The organism is Dyadobacter ginsengisoli DSM 21015, from assembly GCF_059568735.1.
In genome coordinates, this window is sequence record NZ_JCANTY010000006.1 from 36,751 (window position 1) to 55,709 (window position 18,959).

Here is an 18,959-nt window from a genome sequence, read left to right on the forward strand (position 1 = left end):
TTGCCAGGAATCAATAGCCCGTTCCCTTCTTTCGACGCTATACAGAATGGCTACTTACAACCAGTGTGCTGTGTGGCCGGTTTTTTTACCTAAATTTTTCAATATGAAGCGCAGAGACTTTGTACGGACTACCCTTGGCGTATCGTTACTGAACCCGCTGGAAACATTCGGCGAAGCGCCGGTAACCCATTTGGATAGTGAAGATCTGACCGGGCAGGCGGGATTAGCCAACGATTATTCGCTTTATTTTATGGCATTAGGCGACTGGGGGAGAAGCGGGGAGTACCTGCAACTCGAAGTTGGCAAGCAAATGGGGCAATGGGCGACTACGCATCGTAATAGCTTTGTGATTTCTACCGGTGATAACTTCTATCCAAGGGGTGTCATCAGCGAGCATGACCCGCTCTGGCATTATTCGTTCGAGAATGTGTACACGGCGCACGCGCTGCAATGCGACTGGTATGCCGTGCTGGGCAATCACGATTATCTGGCCGATCCCGATGCGCAGGTGCGGTATGGCAACGTAAGCCGTCGCTGGAAAATGCCCGATCGCTACTATGCCCGGGAGGTAAAGTTGGGTAAAGAGGCGGCGAAGGTGCAGTTTGTGATGATAGATACCAACCAGTTGCTCGATGACGACGATAAGCCCCGCGCGGCCAAACACCTCGAATGGATCAGCGAGACATTGCGCGGCGCATCCGCTGATGTCAAATGGAAGATCGTGGTCGGTCACCATCCTGGCTATACGGTAGGACCGCGTATTAAAAACGGCGATACACTGGCGATCCGTTCAATCCTTACCAAGGTATTCAATGAGCATCACGTGGATGTGTATCTGTCGGGTCATGAGCACTCCATGCAGCATTTAAAGCCTGAAGGCCATCCGCATCAGTTTATCTCAGGAGCCGGTTCTGAACTCACTCACGTGACAGCAGGCGTGCCTTACAGTCGTTTTGAAGCCTCCGAAAACGGGTTTCTTTATTTCTCCATGGATAGTAAGCGGCTAAATGTGAAGGCCATTAACCATACGGGAAAAATGCTTTATGAAACCGAATTGACAAAATAACCTGCGGCGGTCCCCGTTCGTGCCAGAAACGGGGCCGCTGGCTTATCAGAATAGCGACCCCTGAACAAATGTTTTGTCCGGAAGGCCGGCCAGCGGGATACGCGTCACTTCTGCGAATTTGGAACCGTTGACCAGCGATCTGCGTAGCAGGCTCATTTCGCTTACCTTAAAAGTGGCGTTGAACTGGCTGTTCCGCCATTCTGCAACCGCTCTCTGGAATTGAAGATCCGTCATTTGCCTTGCCACGGTGAAATGTGGATCGGTACAGAACCTGAACTCTCCTGCCCATCGCGACAAATGCTCAGAAGTGTCGGATTTCAGCTTCTTTACAAAGCCCATGATCTGATTGGAAACACCATCTTCCAGGTCGACGTAGAAAGTGCCGCGCTCGTACTGATTGAAGCGGTTCAGTTCAATGCGAAAGGGTGCCGTGTGCTGAGCGACCTTTTGAAATCCCTGAATCATGCGGTCCAGTTTATTGTCGTGAATAATGCAGTTGAAGAGCGTCAGGTGCGGGCGCAGGTTCGCCGCGTGTTCGCACCCGTAATGCTTTTGAAAATAGTGCTTGACAGTGCCGATCGCAGCCTCGGTGACCGCATCGCAGGAGAAGACCAGCAAATACTCGAACATGTGGTTGCGGATGTTCGTGATCGTACTCCAATCGTTGTTGTTGAAGTGAATGGCTTTCATGATGTTGATGAAGTGTAATAAAATTTCTGTTACAAAATTTCATTTGTAAAAATAATATAAGATATTTTAAATAACAAAATATTGATCCTTTAAATATCAAAAAAATCACTTCAAATATCTCTTTTTGAAGGCCGAAGGGTTTTCTCCCACCACATGACGGAACAGTTTGTTGAAATAGGAAAGGCTTTCAAAGCCCACTGAAAAGCAGGTTTCGGACACGGATTTGTCGAGTAGCAGGTAATTTTTGGCCTGATTGACGCGGTACTGATTCACAAAATCGGTGAACGTCATGCGGGTGTGCTGGCGAAAGAAACGGCAGAATGCTGCTGTCGTCAGACCGACCTCGCCGGCAATGTAGTTCACATCAGGCGACTGGTCGAAATGTGTCTCGACATATTTGTAAATTGCTTCCATCCGGTGCTGCTCCCGCTGCAATGCCTTGTTTCCTGCCGGCTTGTGGTTAAGCTGTGTCGCTTCCGGAGATTCTCCCAGCTCTTTCAGGATTTGCAACAATGCAAGCAACTGCGCAAACGGGTCCATTCCCGGAATCCGTTTCATGGCTTCGCCGACCCGCTGCTTGGTATTGCCGGTAAAGGAAAGTCCGTAGTGCGACTGTTCAAAAAGAGTTTTGACAGTGGCCATTTCAGGTATATTCATAAAATCCCTGCCCAGAAAATGCTCTTTCATCTGGATGATAACCTGCTCGCACTGGGTACGTACTCCGTAGTCGAAGTTGAGATGTGGAATATTAGGCCCGATGAAGACCAGATCGCTGCCTTCGTAAACTGACGTATGGTCCCCTACGTGCCGGGTTCCGCTGGTGCCTTCTACATACACGATTTCGTATTCCGGATGGAAATGCCATAGGAACGTATCATGGAGGCCGGGTGTCAGCAGGACTTTGAACGAGCTGCCCAGATCAGGCTCTATTTCTTCGCGGATCACTTTCATAGGCATAAGGTCTTGATGGGTATATAAAAAGCTCCTTGTTTGCGGATTTATACTTTGGTTTGTGCAATTATATCAATCAAGAGCAAATGTTGGTTATTTCAGCGGTGGACAACGGAAAGCTTGTCGACTAATTTTGTTTCATTCATTTACGAAAAAATAGGACAAAAATGGAGCAGAAAACTATGATCCCCACCATGGCACCCGCGAATGCACATCAGAACATTCCCGGCAACCCTTCCACCGCCAAGTCGAGTACCGTCCGGCTCAATGACCGCAGCAAAGGGAAGCCGTTGGGGCTGCTGACAGAAGAGGACTGGGACTTCTGGATAACCAATGGCTATATAGTGATCAAAGATGCCGTTCCGAAAGAACAGGTCGGTAAGCTGGCCGATTTTCTCTGGGAGTTTGAAGAAAAGGACCCTCGTGATCCCGAAACCTGGTACGCACCGCCACGGGCAGAAATGAAGATGAAAGAGCTGACCAATACAGGTATGGTGGAGGTTTATAACCATCAGTATTTGTGGGACAACCGTCAGTATCCAAAAGTACATCAGGCATTTGCGGATATATGGGGGACCGAGAAACTCTGGGTGACGATCGACCGTGCAAACCTGAACCTGCCGTTGCGCCCGGGCTTTGATTATAAGGGTTTTATCCATTGGGACTACGACCCTGAAACCAAACCGCAAAATGTACAGGGGGTACTTGCATTGGCCGACCAGGACGATGAAAATATGGGCGGCTTCCAATGCATTCCGGAGTTGTTCAGAACGTACGACACCTGGAAACTGACACAGCCGGAAGACCGCAATCATTTTCAGCCGGACACGACGGGTTTTGAACTGGTTAAAGTAAAAATGAACGCGGGAGACCTGCTGATCTTCAATAGCTCTCAACCGCACGGAATCCGAGCGAACCGCAGCAAGGATAAGGTGCGGCTGGCACAGTATATATCGATGATGCCTGCTCAGGAAGATGACGAAGCGCTGCGTCAATGGCGTATCCGTTCATGGAAGGAGCGGGAGGCACCACAGGGTTACGCATTTCCCGGCGATCCCAGAAATTGGGAGAAACTTAAATATGAAACTGCCGAATTGAGTGGATTAGGCAGAAAACTGCTCGGATTGGACCGATGGGAATAGGGGTTGACCAGTTTAGTTTATGCAAAGTAGCTGGTAAGGACAAGGGATACCGGTGCTTTTTTGCTGCCGGCGCAGGTTTTCTGAAAAATTGCAGTGCGGATTTTGCGTACTTGTTTCTAACTAGAGAGGGGAGCCCCGTTGAGTCGCACTTTCAAGGTTCCTGTTTCGGCTTATTTTTAGATTTCTTTTAAATCATATTCTTTGATCAGGGAATCGGCGGAGATATGGAGCAGGTCGCTGAACTTGCGGATCATTGTAATGGAAAGCGCCTGTTTATAATTCAGAACTTTGCTGATAGTGCCTTTGTCGCCATATAATGTAGCAAGGTCGGCAGACTTGTACCCGAAATCTTTCATCCTTATTTTGATGAGTTCAACAGGATCTACTTCGGGCAATGTATTATTTGCTTTTTCGTATTCAGAGATCAGGTGTACCAATAACTGCTTTTCCCGGTACTCAGGTGTAGCTTTTTCAGCACGTTTGACCTGTTCGTATCGCGCCAAAGCCTGTTGATATTCTTTTTCGGTTTCGATTAAAAACCACTGTTGTTTTTCAATCATGACACTCTGAAATGGCTATATTGTTAGTGCATCTATCTGATCATATTCATCATGTGTGCCGATAAAACGGATTTCTACGATGCCGGCGGGAAAATCTATTTCGATGATAAGCCGATACTTATTTCCATTGATCTTGAACCGGGCTCTGTCACCTTTTATAAGCTTCGCATTCGGGAAATCGCGAAGCACATCCAGATTCCGAATCCAACGGGCCTCTTCTACGACTTTTACCGGCATTAGCATGTTTCGCAGCAAATTGGCTGAGTTTCAAAACCTGCCGACTCTGATTGGTCTGACCGTCATTTGTATCACTAATTAGGCAAAATGTATGTTTAGGCATACCTATGGTTATTTTGTGGTTACAAAATGTTGTTTATCAGTTGAAGCAGGTTTTCTGTCGGTTAGACCTTGCTTTCCGCCATCCAGCCCGGAATACACTTCTGAATGGGGTTTTGAAATGAGAATTTTGCATGACCATGAAACATGCAATTACCTCCTTGCTGGCCCTTTACCTTTGCGTTACGTTTGCTTTTGGGCAAAGGGAGTGGAAGCATGTTGCAGGTCGGGATGGTATAAAAGTGTATACCAAAACGGTACCGGATTCGAAGATCAGGGCGATGAGGGCGGAATGTGTGTTGAATGCCGGGGTAGACGAGGTGATAGCACTGTTGATGGATGTAAAAGCGGCCGAGAAATGGGTTTGCCACACCAAATCGTGCCGGCTCGTCAGATCCGTGTCGGATACCGAACTCATTTACTATACCGAGGTGAGTTTGCCCTGGCCACTGGATAACCGGGATTTCGTGACACATCTCAAGGTAATTCGGGATCCGGGTAGCGGGATAGTGAAAATAGACGCGCCCGCTGTGCCGGGCGTTGTGCCTGTCCGGAACGGAATAGTCCGGATCAGCCGGTCGCTGAACGAATGGGTCGTCAGACCGTTACCCGGGAACAAAGTATGGGTCGAATACACCTTGCAGGTGGATCCCGGCGGGCACATTCCGCCACACGTGGTGAACCTGTTCGCATGCCGGGCACCTATCGAAACCTTTCTGAATATGCGGCGGGAGCTGAAGTCAAGACAAGGCGTACGCTAAACAATCTGATGTAGCACAGCCAGTTGTATTTACAGGCCATCAAATTTCATAAAAGCCCTCTGCGATGATCCTTTGGCATGTATTTTTTGTGATTTTTTATAATTATTTTTCTAAATTGGCAAATGGGGATCTGTGTAAATTCCCAAGGCAGTAGATAGGTTATTGAAAATCAGTGCAAATCATAATATCATGGGAAAAGGGAAGGATCTTTTCGGACATTACAATGACCTGGCCAAGCAAAAAGGGCCGGGTAGCGCAGAAAGCAAGTATGCCGGGGTGCTTTTCCAGTCATTGCTGATGATAGGGGAGCGACGGACCTTCGAGCTGCTGGAAGAAGCAGAAGAAAAAGGGAAAAAGCTGAAACTGGAATACAGTAACGGGGCGAAAACAAGTTCCGCATGTCCTTGCGGCGTTAAATTAGGATAATGCCTGCCCTGCGTTAAAAGCCTCGCAGTGCAGACCATTTTGGCGTTTCATCATTTATTCCGGACGCTTCGTGTAGGCGGGAAGGTAATTTGCATCCATTCCCTTAAATTACAGGATGACAAAGACCGATCGTCCCGATGACCGAGCCCATCCAGCCTGATACAGACCTCAACCATTCGCCGCAGCGTGCGGATTGGTTTTTCAGGTATAAGCTGTACCACATTCCTTTCTGGATTGTTTATCACTACATCTGGTGGGTAGTGGCTATCGGAAATCCGTTCAAGGTCGTCACGAGTATTTTCTTTACCTCTTCGGCGATCAAGTTTTTCTTTTACGTCGTCTTGCAGGCCCTCGCCGTATATTTCAACCTGTATTTTCTGATACCGCGCTACCTCGAAAAGGGCAGATATGTACAGTTCCTGAGCTGGCTGCTGCTCACCATCGTTTGTACCGCCGCATTGATCGTCCCCGGTTACTACGTGGGGGCGTGGGCGGCGGGGAAGACAGTGGAGGAGTTTTTCGGGCCCGGGAATTACGATTTCTTTCATATGATGCTGGGTGGGCCGCTGTCGTCCACAGTCGCGGCCATTACCTTTGCCATGAGTATCAAGCTAGCCAAAAACTGGCTTGAAACCCGGCGGAGGCAGCAGGTATTGGAAAAGGAGAAGTTGGAAACGGAGCTTAATTTTTTGAAATACCAGTTCAATCCGCATTTTCTTTTTAACAGCATCAACTCCATTTTTTTCCTGATCCATAAAAATCCGGATATGGCATCGGCTTCTCTGGCGAAGTTTTCGGAGTTGCTTCGGCACCAGCTGTACGAATGCAACGACCATCGCATTCCGCTGAGTAAGGAAATTGCCTATCTTGAAAACTTCATTGAACTTGAAAAACTCCGGCAGAATGAGAACCTGGCTGTTTCGTTCGAGGTGGAAGTAGCGGGCGAAGCAGAATTGGGTATTGCGCCTTTCATTCTGATGACTTTTATGGAAAACGCATTCAAACATATATCAAGGTATGACGATCAGCCCAACTGGATCAGGGCGCAGCTGCGGCTCCGCGGGTTGAGACTGTCATTTGATCTGGTGAACAGTGTCTCCGGGGATGCTGCACCGCAAGTCGTGAATTACGGGGGAATAGGATTGAAAAATGTAAAACGCAGGCTGGATCTGATGTATTCCGAGGCTTATACACTCGACATTCAGCGGGATAGCGACCGGTTTGCCATTCATTTTGAAGCCCCACTTGAAAGAATGGAAATGCCGGATCTGTCCCCAATGGCTTTAAATCATGCAGGTTAAATGATGATGAACTGTGCGATAATCGATGACGAACCGTTGGCCCGCGAAGGATTGGCGGATTATGTAAAAGAAGTCGATTTTTTGCGACTCATAGGTGTATGCGAGAATCCCGTAGAGCTAATGAGCCTAATGGACCGTGAGCCGGTCGACCTGATTTTTCTTGACATTCAGATGCCGAAAATGAATGGCATCGACTTCCTGAAAATCGTGCAGAAACCGCCTATCGTAGTCATCACGACCGCTTATCCGAGCTATGCACTGGAAGGGTTTCAGCTCAATGTGTTAGATTACCTGCTAAAACCGATCACCTTCGACCGTTTCTTCAAATCGGCTGGTAAAGCGAGGGACTATTACCGGCTTCTCACGCAATCTGCGGGGCCCAGGTCTGATGGAGGCGAGGATTACTTCTTTATCAAATGCGGGAGCAAATACGAAAAGATATTCTTCGATGATATCCTGTATATCGAAGGTTTGCAGAACTACGTAACCATCCACGCCAGGAAGGGAAAATACATTACCCTTTTGAACCTCAAAAATCTGGAACAGAACCTGGATGGCCGCCATTTTATAAGGGTCCACAAATCGTTCATCGTGTCCATCAGTAAGATCGAAGGCATTGAGGGAAATGAGATATTCATGCATCCACATCGCATCCCGATCAGCCGCAACTACCGCGAACAAGTGATCGAACAGGTTGTAAATAGCCGGTTACTGGATAAAAACAGATGAAAAAACTTATCGGGGCACCGGAATCTGGAATAGAATGTAGGTGAAGCGCTTATCCGCATTCACTTGCTTGATTCGCGTTACGTCCCGGTCAAAAGGGCGGCTGATGTTATTACCCGCCAGATCTTCCAGGCGGTTCTCTACCCGCAGCGTATAGCTCCCCGACCGCCAGGGGGTGACGGGTTCAAAAATACTCTCTGTTTCTGCCCGTGAAGTCGTCCATTTTCCCTGAATGGCTTTACCAGCGTCGTCTCTGATTGTAAAAACCTCTTGCAGTAAACTGTAATCCAATGCTTCTCCAAACCGCACCACAAGCGGATCCCGGGTGCCGGATGGAGGAAGGCCGAATTGCCAATGCGAAGGCACCGGCGAAAGACCGTCTTTTTGCGTAGTTATAAATGCATGCACGAATGGCGAGGACAGCTTTATGCCCTGGGTACTTTGCCAATCTTCTGATACTGAGATTTTGTAGCTGGCGGCTGCCTGCATAGGAGCACCCAAGTGCTGGTGAGGTTGAAGGTCGCGCTTGATCCGGCCGGGATCGAGCCAGAGCGTCAGCATGGTGCGTTCGGGATTCCACAGCTCAGGTTGAAGGTCCAGAAATGCCGCTGTAACCTTGTCGCTGTTATTCCTGATCAAAGAGACATATTTTCCCGACTGTCCCTCCCGCATGGGCCGGGAGAAATACAGGTGGATTTTCAGGAGATTTTCCGGCAGCGTGTCCCCGGAAGGGTAAATGGCGGTAATCATCGGCGCACCAGCGGGATCAGGCGCCGGAATCTCAAAGGTATCCGATTGCTTTCCCCGGAGCCAAAGCCCGTACCGCAACCCCGGCGTAAAGGGGATCAGCGGAGTAAAGCGAATGTGTTGGCTGGCATCGGCATAACTGCCGAAGATGGAGGCGGGTTCGGAAACGGATGCAAGCCTCACCTGGACCAGTTTGTCAAGGGAATCGACCGGAATGCGGTCGAGCAAACTTTTGGGAATAAGGACAGCGGCCGCCTTGCCTTCCTTCCAGTCGATGCGGAGTCGGTCAGTGTCACTGGCCCGCCGGCATTGGCATAACATAAAACACACAAAAAAAGCCAGGCCGGACCATGCATCCGGTCTGACTTTCTTTGTGCTCATTTGCTTACAAATATCTTTCACTCGAAGTCCAAAGGTCAAGGCTGCCGTTGGAACGGCGTTGCAGAAGAACCATGCGGGTATTATCGAGCTTGTCCATCTGGATTACGTTGGTCACCGGCAATGATACAAAGTCGACCCCGGCTGTGGCAAAACTTTCCGCCACATGCGTCGTAAGCGAACCCTGATACGCTTCAATGTTTTTGTATTTAACCTTGAAAACAGGCCGGGCCGAATTGGACATCATCAGGAATGATTCGCCACCCTTGGTCATAGTCACCATATCGATCGGGGAGTTGCCGCTGCCCATTTCGGCGACGGTTCTTCCTTTCACGTGCGTGCCGGGTTTAAGCTCATCCATCGGGAACAAAACCAGCGGTGTGCAGGTATAACTTGCCACAATGTATTTTTTTTCACCAATTTCGGCTGTGGTGAAGGTGCGGATCGGCGCGAGCGTTTCGTATTTGCCATGCGCGGCGTGGTATATTTCCAGCGTCGATTCATCCTGCTTGTTGCCAAACGGGAAGGGTATGCTGCGGAAGGTAGAAGCGAATTCTTTGCCTGCCAGCCCGCTCACCAGGACTTTTCCATCGGCGAAACCGATGTCGGATATAGCGGAAACGCGTACCGGGTTGCCACGCTGGTCTTTTGCATCTTCTGAGGGTGCATTGTTCAGCGCCAGGCTGCTGAATGGCACGTTCTGGGTGGTCACGGGCTGGATTTTATCCCCGTCTATTTTCAGCAGTACCGGTGTGCCGTCACTGTTCTGAACGGCGCAATAGACGCTTTTCGAAACCGGATTCACCGCAATATCCTGGATCGAGATGTTTTGGGCCTCCGTTCCGAGTAATGCGGCTATCTTCTGATCGATGTTCTTGATCTCTACGGGCGCCGGTTGGGCATTCTGGGCAGCGTCCCGGGTGTCGATTGCAAAGATGGTGGCGCTTTTGGAATCGCCTACCAGCAATATCCCGTCCGGACCGAATGCGAGGCCACTGATCGACTTGATTTCCGGGGTACCGACCACCATTCCGTACTTTCCGCGCGCGGTGCGCGACGTGTTGGCCAGCAATACGAGCCCGGCCAGGACCGTCAAAAGGAAATACATTTTTTTCATAGTCTGATATGTATTTAACGGTTTGATAATGAATACACTGGATTGTGTCCGAAACTTACTCCCGGACCTGATAAAAAGAATCCGGTTCGTTTATCCTACCCGTGCCGGATTGTCTCCGTATTATTATTTTTTGCGGTTTAACAGGCTGTTTTTGTACAGTACCCGGGTTTTGGTGGTAGAAATAGGATAAAAAAAAGAATTGTCGCGGTGCTGATGAAACAAAAAGCAGGAAAAATGACGTTAGCTTAAGATGTAGGGTTATCCTCTTTTACAATGTATTATAAATCTTATCAGATTAAAAAGTCAAAGCGAGTGGCTGTGGTGTTGCTGGCTGCTGCTGTTACAGGGGTTTTGTCGGCATTGGTGGCCGACACACTCAAAGTCATTACGGAGCATTACGAGGAAGTTTTTCTCGAAAACCTGCATCATAACCGCTATCTGATCTTCATTATCCCGCTGATCGGTCTCACGACCATCCATTTGCTACGGTATTTCCTTTTTCATAACAAGGCCAACAAGGGGATCAAGGAAGTACTCGACACCGTAAACAAGAATGCACATACGCTGCCTGCATACAAAATCCCATCACATTACTTCAACGGGCTGCTGACCGTCATTTTCGGTGGATCTACGGGTATCGAAGTATCGACGGTCGTTTCGACAGCGGCCATCGGCGCATTGTCGAGCCGCAAAGTCAGCTACCTTCGCAGGTACCGCACCGACCTCGTCTGCGCGGGCCTGGCGGCGGGGGTAACCGCTTTGTTCAATGCACCTGTTGCCGGGTTTTTGTTCGCCTTTGAAGTCTTCACCCGGAGAAGAAGCAAACTGCATTCGGCGAGTGTCATCACGGCTGTACTCTCGTCGTACTTCGTGACACGGTTCTTCTTTTATAAGCAGGTGTTCCATTTCACTGTGACTAACTGGCGCACCGAAGCATTGCCCTACATGATATTACTGGGTGTTTTGGCAGGACTGAACTCGGTGTACCTCACCAAATGCGTATTGTTCTGCAAGAAATTTTTCGGCTCCCTGCAAAACGACTACGTCCGCATTATCGGCGGCTCGTTGCTGATCTCGACGCTGATTTTCTTTGTCCCGAACCTGTACGGGGAAGGCTATGACGGGATCAAAAGCGTATTCCGGCATGTGAATGCTCCTTCGATGACACTGATGTTGCCCTTACTCGCTGTGTTACTACTCAAACCGGTGGCTACTTCGGTCACGCTCGGAGCGGGTGGCGACGGCGGTGTTTTCGCGCCCAGTCTGTTTATCGGTGCATTTCTTGGATTGATCGTTTGCGTCGTCCTGAACCATTATTTCGATTTGGGACTAATACCTGTCAATTTCGTGCTCATCGGGATGGCCGCAGTGCTGAGTGGCAGTATCCATGCACCGCTTACATCCATTTTCCTGGTGTGCGCACTGGCGGACAACTATATCCTTTTCATTCCGATCGTCATCGCCAGCCTGATCTCTAAATGGGTCGCGTCGATGATTTTTCCCTACTCGGTTTATACTTATCAGGTCAAAAAAGCCTGACGGTTATTTTTCTTCAACAACAGCCATCACGAGTGTTGCCGCGTTGTGGGCCGCCACATTGTAAAACTGGTCCATATCGCTCTTGGCTTTACCATTGGCCCTGTCGCTGAGGCTGCGGATGATGAGGAACGGCACATTATGCTGAAAACAGGTTTGCGCAATGGCGGCACCTTCCATTTCGGTGGCGGCGGCATTCAGGTCTTTCAATAGGCGGCGCGTTGTTTTTTCGGAGGCAACAAATACATCACCTGTAACTACTATTCCCTTTTTGACTGAAGGGACAACGCTGCCGTTGTCGCGTTTGACTTTTGCGAGACTCAGCGTTTTGGATACCGAGAATGCCTTAGCCACCAATGCGGAGTCGCAATGGAATTTCAACGGATTGTCCTTTTGAGTAAAAGGATTTTTTGTTGCCCAATAATGCATGCCTGCATCGTCGATCTGACCAAAATCATGATAGGTGATCTGTGTCGCGATCACAAGGTCGCCCGGTGACAATGCCGGATCGATCCCGCCGGCAATTCCTGAAAAAACAATCTCCCTGGGTTTGAAATGCTCAATCATCAGCACGGTGGTAATGGCCGCATTCACTTTACCAATACCCGTTTGTGCCAGCACGACAGGCCTTCCTCGTAACGTGCCCAGTGAAAACCGGATGTTGCTGATCACCGTGTCTTTTTTGTTGCTCATTTCAGTTTCCAAAAGAACCAGTTCAGGAGGAAATGCGCCGAGGATACCCGTTATACTTTGGGCTTGAACGAACATTGAAGAAAGGAGCAGAAGAGACGTGAGTAGTGAATTTTTCATAAGAAAAGCTAAAAAATCAGCGCCAGAATGGCGAAAATATCGATAACAATCAGCGCAAGACTGATTTCCCTGGCTTTGCCGGTCAGAAGCTGCAACACGGTCCAGCTGAGGAAACCCCAGATGATGCCTTGCGTAATGGAGTAGGTAAATGGAATGAGCACCATCGCCAGAAACGCGGGGAATGCCTCTGAAAGATCGTGCCAATTGATGCGTGTTACCGGTTTCATCATAAAAACACCCACCAAAACCAATGCAGGAGCGGTGGCAATCGCGGGAACAGCGCTCAGCAGTGGCGATAAAAAGAGGAAAGGCAGGAACAAAATGGCGCCGGTGACCGCCGTGAGGCCTGTTTTTCCGCCCTGTTCGATCCCCACCGCCGATTCGATGTAGGCAGTTCCGGGGCTGCTGCCTGTCAATCCGGCAATGGCAGTGGATAGTGCGTCGACTATGAGCGAACGCCGGATATTTCTCGGCTCTCCGTTCTCGTCTAGCAGGTTGGCTGCTTCGGCCAGACCTACGAAGGTCGAAAGACTGTCGAACATATCTGTGAACACAAATGCCAGAATGATCGGAGCCAGGCTCCATTGCAGGGAATTGACCAGATCCAGCTGGAACAGCAGACTGAAATCCGGTTTTGCAATAATATGGTCAATGTTAATGACAGTTTCCGTACCGCCCCACCAGCGACCGATCGGCCAGGCGAGCAGACTGGTGGCGACAATGCCGATGAGGATACTGCCTTTTACCCGCCTCACGAGCAGGATCACTGTAATGAGCAATCCGCCGATGAATGTCAGAGCAGGGGCATTGAGGCCTCCCAGGCTGATCATCGTAGCCGGGTTGGGAACGATGAATTTCGCATTGGCAAAGCCTATGAGCGTGATAAAAAGCCCGATACCGGCCGCAATCCCGAAGCGCAAAGGCTTGGGAATGGCTTTTACAATGTAGGCGCGCACGTTAAAGGCCGACAGGATCAGAAAAAATATACCCGACCAGAACACAGTGCCCAATGCAACCTGCCAGGTTAGCTTATCGGTGAGTACTGCTGTAAATGTAAAGAATGCGTTCAGCCCCATCCCCGGCGCTACCAGGATCGGGTTGTTGGCATACAGACCCATCATAAGGCTGCTGAAAAATGAGACCAGGATGGTAGCGGTGAGTACCGCTGAAAATGGCATTCCCGTTTGACTGAGGATCGACGGGTTGACAACAATGATGTAGGCGGTTGCCAGGAATGAGGAAATTCCGGCCAGGATTTCGGTGGAGACCTGGTCTTTTCGAAGCCCGGAGAAAGCGAACATAGTGTTTAGGTTTATTTCAAATATATTGATTTAAATTCAACGAGAGGCCTTTTTTATTGCTTGTAGGGGAGAAAGGGGGTAAAATTGGTCAAATGTAATCCAGTAAGTTGCTACTTTGCACTGCTTTACCTTTTGTTCCTTTATTCCCTGATCCTTACATGTTTAGAATTTCGAAGTACCGCGGCAAGCAATGGGCATTGGCTCTGCTGGGAGGGCTTTCGGTAGCGTCCGTTCTGATAACCGGATACACCCATACGATCAACAATGCATCAGACCGGCCCGATTCACTGAATCTTGCTTCATTTGTCGAACCCGGTTTTCCTTATATTTCAACGTCCGTCGATGCCCGCAAACTGGGTGGAGGCTTCCCCAAAGACAATCAGGCCGCACGTACGCTCGCATTGCAGCTGGGTGATAGTGCCTATGCATGCTTCGACACCGATTTGCTACGTTGGTCGGTGGCCTGGACCGGAAGATTCCTGCCGATGGTGCTGATGGCACAGGTTTCCTACAAGGATTTTTTTAATAAAAACAATGGCATTACCACCGTGCCCGGTGTACCCGTGCTCGCCACGGGCGCGTATGCAGGCTGGACCACGGGGAAACCCGCGTACCGCAGCGACCAGTCGTTGCCGCCCACCTGGAAGGCGCTTCCTGCTGACAAGGCCCGCTGGAATGGTGTGTATGTATATGGCAACCGGTCGGTACTGGATTATTCGGTGGGCGATGCCCGCATTTATGAAATGCCCGGCAGTACAAAATTTGCAGGCGGTGTAGCCTTTACACGGAGCATTCAGGCTAATAACCCGGGTAACGAGCTGTACCTGACCGCCGCGGAGATCGGCAATGCGACCGCAAGCGAGGTGAAGGGCCGCATTGCCTACATATACCAGGGGGTAGCCAAAGACACCGTTACGGCGGTGGCGTTGCTTGGGAAAGGTAAGTCAGCGTGGCAACCCGGGATTGAAGAAGGAAAGTACCTGACTGTCAAAATCCCGGCTTCCGGCAAAACGGAAGAAGCGACCGTGGTGATTTGGAAAGGGCTTTCGAAAAATAAAGGCGCATTTGAAAAATTCTGTAAAACAAAACATACCCCGCTTCCCGATTTCAAAAGCGGAGGGCTGGGATTGTGGAAGGAGACCGTAGTAACACAAGGGAAATTATCGCCCGATACCGCAGCTTTCGTGACCGACCAGCTTACATTGCCCCTGAACAATCCCTGGAAGCGCAATGTACGTGTGGCCGATGTCGGTTTTTTCAAAGATGGCAGAGCTGCCGTAGTGACTTTCGAAGGGGATGTCTGGCTGATCGAAGGCATCGACCGCAACCTGCAAAACCTCAAATGGAGGCGTTTTGCGTCGGGGTTGCATGAACCGATGAGCATCGAGATCGTAAAAGAGGAAATCTATGTTTTTGACCGGAACGGAATCGTACACCTGCGTGACCTCAACAATGATAATGTGGCTGATTACTACGAAAATTTCTCCAATGTTATGGCGCAATCGCCCGAGTCGCGTGAATGGGCCGGGGATTTGGTAACGGCTCCCGACGGGAGTTTTTATATTGCCAAGGGAGGCAGCCTCAGCAATGGCCCGGGAATGACCGCGGCGACGGGCAAAGGTTTTCGTGCAGGCTCCGATCAGAATGGCACAATCCTGAAAATTTCGCAGGACGGACGTAACTATGAAGTGATAGCAACCGGTCTGAGAGGGCCTTACCTGGGTATTCATCCGCAGAAGGGTATTCTCACGGCCTCAGACCAACAGGGTAACTTCGTGCCCTCCACCCCGATTTTTGTTATTCATAACGGCGATTATTTTGGCGTGGAGCCCACATTGCATCGCAAGGATAATCCGGCGGTAACGCCTCCGTTGACTTGGATTCCTCACAGCGTCGATCGTTCGGCGATCAGTCAGGCATGGGTAACCGGGAATAAAATGGGGCCGTTGAATGGAAACCTCATCCATTTCTCCTTTGGCCGCCCGGGACTCTTCCGCGTGCTGATCGACAGTACGACGAGCGTGGTGCAGGGAGGTGTGTCTGTGATTAACGCCGACTACCCGGCACCCACTTCCAAAGGGGCCATGAATCCTGTGGATGAGCAGCTGTATGTAGCGGGTTTTAACCTCTGGGGGTCGAGTTCCAATGGGATCAGTGCATTGCTGCGGCTACGCTACACCGGTAAGCCGAGCTATATGCCCAACCATTTTGGAGCAGGTAAGCAAGGCATTATCCTGAGTTTTGATTCGCCGTTGGAAGCAAATTCTGCAACAGATCCCAAAAACTTCGAAGTAAAGCGCTGGAACTACAAACGGACCGAGGAATACGGTTCGGGGCATTTCAAAACGGATGGCTCAACCGGCGAGGAGACCCTGTATGTTGCAGCTTCATATTTGTCGCCGGATCGTAAAAAAATACTGTTGCTCGTGCCCGATATGCAGGAAATCATGCAGGTGGAAGTGACTTACCATTTGCAGGCGGCCGATGGCAAAAAAGTCAATGATCAGTTCTGGTTTACTATCAATGAGTCCAAAGAACTCGATTTGAAACGCTATGGGTTCCAAAATGTCGATTTGGCATTGCTAACCGCCAAAAGGCCCGAGGTCGTAGCGGCAGCAATTGCGGAGACGCCGGCTTCGGCTGAAAAAGGACGGGAGATTTTCCAGAAAATGGCCTGTGCAGGCTGCCATTCCGAAGGCACCCGTACCAAAGGCATGTACGGTCCGCCGTTTCAGAACCTATACAAATCTGAAAGGCACTTCGATGATGGCGGCAAGGTTATCGCGGATGAAGCTTATCTGAGGGAATCTATCCTGACGCCGTCCAAGCGCATTGTGAAGGGATACAATGAGGAAATGCCTTCATTTGTCGGCGTGCTTTCCGACAATGACATCGAATCGGTGATCCTGTACATCAAATCCCTTTCGGATAAATAGGTTTCAGGAAATAGTATCCAGACTGAAAGGCAGCTTTCTGATACGTTGGCCCGTCAGGTCGAAAACAGCATTGGCAAGAGCCGGGGCAAACGGAGGCAGTCCCGGCTCTCCCACACCGCCGGGTTTCTCGTCGTTTTCCATAATGTGTACTTCAATAGACGGGATGTCCGCGATCCGGGGCATCGGGTAGGTGTCAAAGTTTTTTTGAACTGCTTTGCCATCTTCAAATGTGGTAGCATGAATGGTAGCTGCGCCAAGTGCCATCACAATGCTGCCTTCTACCTGCGCGCGAATGATATCGGGATTCACATACCAGCCGCAATCCATCAGCGCAATAACCTTATCGATCTTCACCTTGCCGTTGGCGCCTCGTGACACTTTCACGGCATGAGCGCAAATGCCCGTAAAGCATTCGGTTGCCGCGAGGCCCCATCCCTTGTTTTTTCCTCTTGTTTTCCAGCCTGTCAATGTTTCCATGCGATCCATTAATGCATGGTAACGCGGTTCGGGTAGATGATCACGGCGGAAATCCAGCGGATCCTTGCCTGCCAGGTGCGCCAGTTCGTCTATGAAACTCTCGCAGGCGAATCCATTGGTCGATGCGGATACGGAGCGCCACCACATCACAGGGACGGGGGAATGCGTACCCACACCCCCGAAACTGTAATGCGGAATACCTTTGCGATAAGCAGGCAATAATCCTTCAAAATCACCGGTATTATAGCCAGGCACTTCGGGAGCGGGCGGAAGGGCGGGTGACCACTCCTGGCCGATCCATTGGGTGGCGGTAATGGCCTGGAAGGCATGAATGCGGCCATCGGCATGCAAGCCGCCCTTTAAAGCATAAAATGCGCCGGGCCGGAAGGGGCCGGTACTCATATCATCTTCACGTGTCCATACCACCTGTACGGGGGCGTGAATCTCTTTGGAAATTAATGCGGCTTCGTGCGGATAGTCCGGGAAGGCCTTTCTGCCGAACCCGCCTCCCAGAAACGTCATATGTACCGTAACGCGCTCAATGGGGATATTCATCCGGGAACTGAGGTCGGCCTGGATCCAGTTGACCTCCTGAATCGGGCCCCATATCTCGATGCTGTCCGGGCGCACATCGGCAATACAGTTGAGCGGTTCCATGCAGCTGTGCGACTGGTAAGGTGTTTCATAAACGGCTTCCAGCTTTCGGGAGCAACGGGCATATTCATTTTCGAATTGTGGCTGAGGGCCGGGCTTCTGGAGATTTTCCCGCATTTGTGCGTCAAGCGAAGCGGAACCCGGATGTGGGAATCCTGAATCATCCCAATCCACTTTCAATACCTTGCGTCCCTGCATGGCGGCCCAAAGTGAATCGGCCACCACCGCGACTCCTTCACATAATTGCGAAAAAACAGCACGCTGTACCTTAAAGACGTGCGTAACACCCGGTACCTTCCGGGTTTCGGAATCGTCGAACCCACTTACTTTTCCCAGGAACCGCGGGTTGCGCTCTACCACCGCATACCGCATGCCCAATATTTTTTTGTCCAAACCAAACACGGCGGTCCCATTGGTTTTCAGTGGAATGTCCTTGCGGGGAATCGGTTTGCCGATGATTTTATAATCTCTCCGGCTTTTGAGCACCACATTTTCGGGAACCGGAAGGCTGCACGCGGTCGCCACGAGATGGCCATAACCCAGCTTCCGGGCCGTAGAATGGTGCAGGATATGGGCATTCTCGGCATAGCATTCACTCAGGGGCACGTGCCACTGCGTAGCGGCAGCCTGTCGCAGCATCTCCCGCGCGGAGGCGCCCGTGCGCAGGAGCTGTTGTGCCCAGCCTCGGATCGAGAAACTTCCTTCCTGGGGTTGCGGGCCAAATTTTTTAGGATTAGCGGGAGCAAAAAGAATGTCCACATCTTCCAGTCTGACTTCCAGCTCTTCGGCGATCATCTGCGGCATAGCCTGGAAAGTGCCCTGGCCCATTTCCGAGCGGTTGCACATCAGCGTCACTTTTCCCGATTCACTGATTGAAATCCATGACATTAATTCCATTCCCGACGTATGGCCACTCACACCGGTATTGATCACCTGCACGACGGTTTGTCCTTTCGCCGGAAAGTAAGCTGCCAGGGTGAGCACTGCGCCCGAATACGCAGCCTGTTTCAGGAAATCGCGTCGGGAAATATCGGCATCTTTCAT

The 18,959-nt window shown here is 50.3% G+C and carries 17 protein-coding genes; 8 read left to right on the top strand and 9 right to left on the bottom strand.

The window, feature by feature from the left end; translation table 11 throughout:
• Window positions 1-103 precede the first annotated feature (103 nt).
• A complete protein-coding gene (locus tag BP71_RS22000; RefSeq protein WP_496383217.1) occupies window positions 104-1,066 on the top strand; it encodes a metallophosphoesterase in 963 nt (320 codons plus the stop codon).
• A 45-nt stretch (window positions 1,067-1,111) separates the two neighbouring features.
• Here BP71_RS22000 and BP71_RS22005 read toward each other — a convergent pair whose 3' ends face one another.
• The gene (locus tag BP71_RS22005; protein ID WP_496383219.1) at window positions 1,112-1,756 is read right to left on the bottom strand and encodes a 2'-5' RNA ligase family protein; all 645 of its coding nucleotides are present in this window, start codon (window positions 1,754-1,756) and stop codon (window positions 1,112-1,114) included.
• Between the two features lie 105 nt (window positions 1,757-1,861).
• The gene (locus BP71_RS22010) at window positions 1,862-2,707 is read right to left on the bottom strand and encodes an AraC family transcriptional regulator (protein ID WP_496383221.1); all 846 of its coding nucleotides are present in this window, start codon (window positions 2,705-2,707) and stop codon (window positions 1,862-1,864) included.
• A 167-nt stretch (window positions 2,708-2,874) separates the two neighbouring features.
• Between BP71_RS22010 and BP71_RS22015 the strand changes: the two genes are divergently transcribed.
• The gene (locus BP71_RS22015; protein WP_496383223.1) at window positions 2,875-3,849 is read left to right on the top strand and encodes a phytanoyl-CoA dioxygenase family protein; all 975 of its coding nucleotides are present in this window, start codon (window positions 2,875-2,877) and stop codon (window positions 3,847-3,849) included.
• A 176-nt stretch (window positions 3,850-4,025) separates the two neighbouring features.
• Here the strand turns inward: BP71_RS22015 and BP71_RS22020 are convergent, their stop codons facing one another.
• Window positions 4,026-4,409 (bottom strand): helix-turn-helix domain-containing protein, encoded by a 384-nt coding sequence (locus tag BP71_RS22020; RefSeq protein ID WP_496383225.1) that lies wholly within the window; start codon window positions 4,407-4,409, stop codon window positions 4,026-4,028.
• A gap of 15 nt (window positions 4,410-4,424) precedes the next feature.
• Window positions 4,425-4,652: a type II toxin-antitoxin system HigB family toxin gene (locus BP71_RS22025; protein WP_496383227.1), complete on the bottom strand. Its 228-nt coding sequence runs from the start codon at window positions 4,650-4,652 to the stop codon at window positions 4,425-4,427.
• A 233-nt stretch (window positions 4,653-4,885) separates the two neighbouring features.
• On the opposite strand from BP71_RS22025, the gene BP71_RS22030 reads away from it, so the two are divergent.
• The 4 genes from BP71_RS22030 (at window position 4,886) to BP71_RS22045 (ending at window position 7,962) form a co-directional block, all read left to right on the top strand.
• The gene (locus tag BP71_RS22030; RefSeq protein ID WP_496383229.1) at window positions 4,886-5,506 is read left to right on the top strand and encodes an START domain-containing protein; all 621 of its coding nucleotides are present in this window, start codon (window positions 4,886-4,888) and stop codon (window positions 5,504-5,506) included.
• A 189-nt stretch (window positions 5,507-5,695) separates the two neighbouring features.
• Window positions 5,696-5,932, top strand: a complete 237-nt coding sequence (locus BP71_RS22035) for a hypothetical protein (RefSeq protein ID WP_496383231.1) — start codon at window positions 5,696-5,698, stop codon at window positions 5,930-5,932.
• A 137-nt stretch (window positions 5,933-6,069) separates the two neighbouring features.
• Window positions 6,070-7,233, top strand: coding sequence for a sensor histidine kinase (locus tag BP71_RS22040; RefSeq protein ID WP_496383232.1), 1,164 nt, complete (start codon window positions 6,070-6,072; stop codon window positions 7,231-7,233).
• Window positions 7,234-7,962: a LytR/AlgR family response regulator transcription factor gene (locus BP71_RS22045; RefSeq protein ID WP_496383234.1), complete on the top strand. Its 729-nt coding sequence runs from the start codon at window positions 7,234-7,236 to the stop codon at window positions 7,960-7,962.
• A 6-nt stretch (window positions 7,963-7,968) separates the two neighbouring features.
• Here BP71_RS22045 and BP71_RS22050 read toward each other — a convergent pair whose 3' ends face one another.
• The gene (locus BP71_RS22050) at window positions 7,969-9,087 is read right to left on the bottom strand and encodes an Ig-like domain-containing domain (RefSeq protein ID WP_496383236.1); all 1,119 of its coding nucleotides are present in this window, start codon (window positions 9,085-9,087) and stop codon (window positions 7,969-7,971) included.
• A gap of 4 nt (window positions 9,088-9,091) precedes the next feature.
• Window positions 9,092-10,201, bottom strand: a complete 1,110-nt coding sequence (locus tag BP71_RS22055) for a hypothetical protein (protein WP_496383238.1) — start codon at window positions 10,199-10,201, stop codon at window positions 9,092-9,094.
• Window positions 10,202-10,474: 273 nt separating this feature from the next.
• Between BP71_RS22055 and BP71_RS22060 the strand changes: the two genes are divergently transcribed.
• The gene (locus BP71_RS22060) at window positions 10,475-11,740 is read left to right on the top strand and encodes a chloride channel protein (protein WP_496383240.1); all 1,266 of its coding nucleotides are present in this window, start codon (window positions 10,475-10,477) and stop codon (window positions 11,738-11,740) included.
• A 3-nt stretch (window positions 11,741-11,743) separates the two neighbouring features.
• Here the strand turns inward: BP71_RS22060 and BP71_RS22065 are convergent, their stop codons facing one another.
• Window positions 11,744-12,547 carry a 5'-methylthioadenosine/adenosylhomocysteine nucleosidase gene (locus BP71_RS22065; protein WP_496383242.1) on the bottom strand — a complete coding sequence of 268 codons (804 nt, stop codon included), beginning with the start codon at window positions 12,545-12,547 and terminating at the stop codon, window positions 11,744-11,746.
• 8 nt (window positions 12,548-12,555) lie between these two features.
• Entirely contained in the window at window positions 12,556-13,848 is a 1,293-nt protein-coding gene (locus BP71_RS22070; protein WP_496383244.1) for an NCS2 family permease, read from the bottom strand.
• A 158-nt stretch (window positions 13,849-14,006) separates the two neighbouring features.
• On the opposite strand from BP71_RS22070, the gene BP71_RS22075 reads away from it, so the two are divergent.
• Window positions 14,007-16,784 carry a DUF6797 domain-containing protein gene (locus BP71_RS22075; RefSeq protein WP_496383246.1) on the top strand — a complete coding sequence of 926 codons (2,778 nt, stop codon included), beginning with the start codon at window positions 14,007-14,009 and terminating at the stop codon, window positions 16,782-16,784.
• A 3-nt stretch (window positions 16,785-16,787) separates the two neighbouring features.
• On the opposite strand, the gene BP71_RS22080 is transcribed toward BP71_RS22075, so the two are convergent.
• Entirely contained in the window at window positions 16,788-18,959 is a 2,172-nt protein-coding gene (locus BP71_RS22080) for a xanthine dehydrogenase family protein molybdopterin-binding subunit (protein ID WP_496383248.1), read from the bottom strand.

What these genes read in the sequence shown, in the direction of transcription:
- BP71_RS22015 (WP_496383223.1), top strand. Translation starts at nt 2,875, where the DNA reads ATGGAGCAGAAAACTATGATCCCCACCATGGCACCCGCGAATGCACAT.
- BP71_RS22030 (WP_496383229.1), top strand. Translation starts at nt 4,886, where the DNA reads ATGAAACATGCAATTACCTCCTTGCTGGCCCTTTACCTTTGCGTTACG.
- BP71_RS22050 (WP_496383236.1), bottom strand. Translation starts at nt 9,087, where the DNA reads ATGAGCACAAAGAAAGTCAGACCGGATGCATGGTCCGGCCTGGCTTTT.
- BP71_RS22010 (WP_496383221.1), bottom strand. Translation starts at nt 2,707, where the DNA reads ATGAAAGTGATCCGCGAAGAAATAGAGCCTGATCTGGGCAGCTCGTTC.
- BP71_RS22075 (WP_496383246.1), top strand. Translation starts at nt 14,007, where the DNA reads ATGTTTAGAATTTCGAAGTACCGCGGCAAGCAATGGGCATTGGCTCTG.
- BP71_RS22005 (WP_496383219.1), bottom strand. Translation starts at nt 1,756, where the DNA reads ATGAAAGCCATTCACTTCAACAACAACGATTGGAGTACGATCACGAAC.
- BP71_RS22080 (WP_496383248.1), bottom strand. Translation starts at nt 18,959, where the DNA reads ATGAAAGATGCCGATATTTCCCGACGCGATTTCCTGAAACAGGCTGCG.
- BP71_RS22055 (WP_496383238.1), bottom strand. Translation starts at nt 10,201, where the DNA reads ATGAAAAAAATGTATTTCCTTTTGACGGTCCTGGCCGGGCTCGTATTG.
- BP71_RS22020 (WP_496383225.1), bottom strand. Translation starts at nt 4,409, where the DNA reads ATGATTGAAAAACAACAGTGGTTTTTAATCGAAACCGAAAAAGAATAT.
- BP71_RS22065 (WP_496383242.1), bottom strand. Translation starts at nt 12,547, where the DNA reads ATGAAAAATTCACTACTCACGTCTCTTCTGCTCCTTTCTTCAATGTTC.
- BP71_RS22040 (WP_496383232.1), top strand. Translation starts at nt 6,070, where the DNA reads ATGACCGAGCCCATCCAGCCTGATACAGACCTCAACCATTCGCCGCAG.
- BP71_RS22025 (WP_496383227.1), bottom strand. Translation starts at nt 4,652, where the DNA reads ATGCTAATGCCGGTAAAAGTCGTAGAAGAGGCCCGTTGGATTCGGAAT.
- BP71_RS22070 (WP_496383244.1), bottom strand. Translation starts at nt 13,848, where the DNA reads ATGTTCGCTTTCTCCGGGCTTCGAAAAGACCAGGTCTCCACCGAAATC.
- BP71_RS22060 (WP_496383240.1), top strand. Translation starts at nt 10,475, where the DNA reads ATGTATTATAAATCTTATCAGATTAAAAAGTCAAAGCGAGTGGCTGTG.
- BP71_RS22045 (WP_496383234.1), top strand. Translation starts at nt 7,234, where the DNA reads ATGATGATGAACTGTGCGATAATCGATGACGAACCGTTGGCCCGCGAA.
- BP71_RS22035 (WP_496383231.1), top strand. Translation starts at nt 5,696, where the DNA reads ATGGGAAAAGGGAAGGATCTTTTCGGACATTACAATGACCTGGCCAAG.
- BP71_RS22000 (WP_496383217.1), top strand. Translation starts at nt 104, where the DNA reads ATGAAGCGCAGAGACTTTGTACGGACTACCCTTGGCGTATCGTTACTG.